General features: G+C 24.4%; 4 protein-coding genes. All 4 read right to left on the bottom strand.

The window, feature by feature from the left end; all coding sequences use genetic code 11:
* Window positions 1-2,763, bottom strand: a 2,763-nt coding sequence (locus Q0V09_RS08725; protein WP_297488608.1) for a DUF3427 domain-containing protein, incomplete at its 3' end; no start/stop codon positions are given.
* A gap of 71 nt (window positions 2,764-2,834) precedes the next feature.
* Window positions 2,835-3,188, bottom strand: a complete 354-nt coding sequence (locus tag Q0V09_RS08720; RefSeq protein WP_297488605.1) for a hypothetical protein — start codon at window positions 3,186-3,188, stop codon at window positions 2,835-2,837.
* 193 nt (window positions 3,189-3,381) lie between these two features.
* Complete coding sequence (locus Q0V09_RS08715; protein WP_297488602.1) at window positions 3,382-3,729, bottom strand: hypothetical protein; 348 nt, start codon at window positions 3,727-3,729, stop codon at window positions 3,382-3,384.
* 171 nt (window positions 3,730-3,900) lie between these two features.
* Window positions 3,901-4,005 carry a hypothetical protein gene (locus Q0V09_RS10815; protein WP_367172330.1) on the bottom strand — a complete coding sequence of 35 codons (105 nt, stop codon included), beginning with the start codon at window positions 4,003-4,005 and terminating at the stop codon, window positions 3,901-3,903.
* Window positions 4,006-4,017: the final 12 nt, after the last annotated feature.

The following is a 4,017-nucleotide window of genomic DNA, read 5'->3' as shown; positions in this document are numbered from 1 at the left end:
ATTTACAATTTTATTACCTTTATCAATCTTTATCTCTTTAGCTTCTAAGGTCTTTTCAACTTCTCCCATATAGTAAAAGTTATCTCCTGCTTGTTTTTTTATAAAAGTTTGAACTGTATAATAACCATCTGCTATTTTACCCTCTTTGGTTCTTTCTCCATTTTTATTTAAATATTTAGAGTTTTGAGAAAACCATTTAAATCTTTGTTTATCTAAAATAACATTATCATAACTTGTAAATGAAGTTGAGTCATCTAAAGTTATAAAGATTATAACTGTTTTTGTATTTTCAAAAAAAGTATATCCACTAACTTGATAACCGTTATTATAATCTAAGTTTAAGTACCAAAAAGCCTCTAGTTTTGTATACTCTTTATGAAGAATTATACTTTCTATAGTTTTTTGTTTGTAGTTTTTTTCCACATAAGCTAAATTATATTTTATAAGGTCATCTACTAACTTTTTAAAGTACTTATTTTTACAATATGAATCTTTTAAACTTTTAGAAATTTCATATTCATCTAACTCTTTTTCAAGAATAGGATAAAACTCTTTAGCTGTGGATAAACTTGTAAAAATCTCTTTGGAAAAATGTCTTACTGCATTTTCAATATTTTTCTCTTGATTTACTAATTTATAAATTTTCAATAAAAGATTTTCTACTCTTTCAAAAGAAAACTTATTATTTTCCAAAATATCCTTTAAAATCAACATTTCATGAACTCTTTTCCCAGGTGTAAAGAAAACTGATAGAAATTTCAAGTGATTTTTTTCAATCTCATTTAAACTACCAAAACTCTCTTTTGGTCTAAGAACCTTTAAAATCTCATCATAATCTTTTTTATATTTTAAAATAACACTAGGATCTATCATATTTCTTTTAAAGAAATCAAAGAGATAAGGAGTTCTTCCTAACTGTTTTTCCAAAAGAGTAAAATCGTGATCAATATTCTTTTTTGTTGAAAAATTAGAAGATGTAATATTATTAAATATTCTTTCTTTTACAATCTCTTCAAAAGATATTGAACTTTCTCCAGGAATAAGATTACTTCCATTTTGAATAAACCTTTTCATAAAATCTTTATCAAAACTATTATTTTGAGATAGAGCTACTGGAACTAAAAAGTTCTTCTCATAATTTCCTATAAAGTCTAAAATTGTAACAAACTCTTTTCCTTTGTGTTTTCTAAGGCCTCTTCCTAATTGCTGAATATATACAATAGATGATTCTGTTGGTCTAAGGAGTAAAACTTGATTTACACAAGGAATATCAACACCCTCATTAAATAGATCAACAGTTATAATATATTCAATTTTTCCAGTTTCTAAATCCTCAATAGTCCTCTCTCTAACTTCGTCACTATCTTCACCAGTTAAAGCTTTAGTCAATACACCTTTTTCGTTGAATTTATTAGCTAACTCTTTAGCTTCCTCAACTCTAGAAACAAAGATTAGTCCATGGCATTTATCACCACTGTAACCATAGAATCTACTTTTTTCAAGAATATGTTTAACTCTTTCATCTAATACTAAATTTTTAATTGCAGTTTTTTCATCTATACTAACTCCATCAATTTCAATATCTAAAATACCAAAATAATGGAAAGGACAAAGTAACTCCTCTTTAAGAGCATCATGTAATCGTATCTCATAAGCTATATTGTGGTTAAAAAGTTTATAAATATCAAAACTATCTGTACGCTCAGGTGTTGCTGTCATTCCAAGTAAAAATTTAGGAGTAAAATAGTTTATAACTTTTTGATAACTTTTAGCTCCACTATGATGCACCTCGTCTATTATAATATAGTCAAAATAGTCCTTAGAAAATCTATGTAAATGGTCATCTTTACTTAAAGTTTGAATCATAGCAAAGGTATAATCCATATTCACTTTTTCACCATATATACCCATATTTTTATCTGTAATTAAATTTTCAAAAGTTTCTTTAGCTTTTTCTAAAATTGTTTTTCTATGTGCAATAAAAAGAAGCTTTAAGGGTTTTACATTTTTCACATCAAAGGCACTAAGATAAGTTTTTCCAGTTCCAGTAGCACTAATTAAAAGCCCTTTATCCTCACTTTTTCTTAACTCTTGTAAATTTTTTAAAGCATTTTCTTGCATACTATTTGGTTTTATCTCTTTATTAAAAGACATTGTTGAAATTTTATTTGAATTAAAAAAATTCTTTGAATAATTATATATTTTTTCATATTCATCTAAAACTAAAGTATTAAATTCAGGAAGATTATTAAAAATTTGATTAAATTCCTCTACAGTTTCCTTTACAATTTGTCCATTTTCAAGTGAACTAATTTTTAAATTCCATTCAAAATTACTTGTTAAAGCTCCTTGAGTTAAATTACTACTTCCTATTATTATATTCCATATATTGTCTCTTTTAAAAAAATATCCCTTAGCATGAAATTTATTATTAAAGGACATTTTCAATTGAATATTTGGAAACTCTAAAAGCTTTCTTAAGGCCTTTGGTTGTGTGAAGTTTTGATAATCTCCAGTTATAATTTTACCTTTTATATTTTTATTTTTAAGTTTTTTTAACTCTTCTAAAATTAGAGTAACTCCACCCTCTGTAATAAAAGCTACAGAAATTATAAATTCACTACAATTAGATAGTTCTCTTCTTAATAAAGATACCATTTTTTCTTTATTGTTACTTAGTAATCTATGTTGATAGTTCAAATTAGACTCTATATTTCTGTCTATTGAACTTGTTTTAAAACTCTCTATTAAGTCTTTCATTATGTTCCTCCAATCACTTAAATTCTAATAAAATTATAACAGCAATTGTGGGAATTTGCACTAATATTCTCTACTTACATATTTAAGTATGACTCAGAAAATAAAATAACATCATTTCCAATTAAAGATTCATATTTTACAACAATATAAACATCATTGATTTGTAATTTAGTATCTTTAATTATTTTTGAAATATTTTTTTTCATATGTTTAAAATCTAAATTTGGTTGTTTTAATCCTTCAACTTCAATTTCTATATTCATTTGATTATTAAAAATATCAATATCATAATCAACACTATAGTTCTCTAGATTTATAATTTTTTCCATTACAAATTGATTTTCAATTCTATCTTCAATTATATCAAATTGATCATTAGCAAAAATTAGTGAAGATATTACAAAACATAAAACAAATATTTTTTTCATTAATTAACTCCTTAAACTTGATTTGAAATTTTATATATTTGAAAAATAAAAAAAGAAATCTGGGGGGATTTCTTTTTCTATAATTAATAGATCTATATCAAGTTCACGGAGGACTTAAAGATCTATATTTGAATTATATTCTATTAGTATCTCTTCTATATCTCCTTTAAAAAAATGATCTAAAAATATAAATTTATTTAATTGTATATATTTTAGAGTATAAAATTTTATCATTTCCAACTGTAGGATCGAATTTAACAATAATAGAGATCTCATTAATATTAGGTGTTTCACTTTTTACAATATTAACTATTTTATTTGACAATTGAGAATAGTCTAATGTTGGCTCAGTAGCTCCCTCTATTTCTACTTCAAAATTCATTTGATTATTATAAATATCAACGTCATAATCAACAGTAGAAGAATTAACTAATTTTTGAACCATTGCTTGATTTTCCACTCTATCTTCCAATATTTTATGTGGTCCATTAGCTAAGGCAAATGATGATAATAAGGCAAAAAGCATAATACCTTTTTTCATAATTTTTCTCCTTTTTGTACTAGATTTTTTTTATTATACACCTATAATTTATTAAAAGATAAGACTTTTAATTAATACTTAATCAAATTAGTATCCATTTAGTTAATAATATATTTCTTATATAGATCAAAAAAAAACACGAATAAATAATATTCGTGTTTTAAAAAATAATTAAATTTGTGTAACCTCTTTGGCTAATAAACCTCTTTCAGTTTCTTCTACTAGAAATGTAACTTCTGATCCCTCTGTTAATAATTTATATCCCTTACCAGCAATTCCACTGTAATG

The sequence above is a fragment of the uncultured Cetobacterium sp. genome, from assembly GCF_947039425.1.
GTDB lineage: Bacteria > Fusobacteriota > Fusobacteriia > Fusobacteriales > Fusobacteriaceae > Cetobacterium_A.
The sequence above is the reverse complement of the archived record's forward strand: the minus strand, read 5'-3'. Positions and strand labels throughout refer to the sequence as shown.

Excerpts from the sequence above, each read along its gene's own strand:
- Q0V09_RS08720 (WP_297488605.1), bottom strand. The coding sequence starts at position 3,188 with ATGAAAAAAATATTTGTTTTATGTTTTGTAATATCTTCACTAATTTTT.
- Q0V09_RS08715 (WP_297488602.1), bottom strand. The coding sequence starts at position 3,729 with ATGAAAAAAGGTATTATGCTTTTTGCCTTATTATCATCATTTGCCTTA.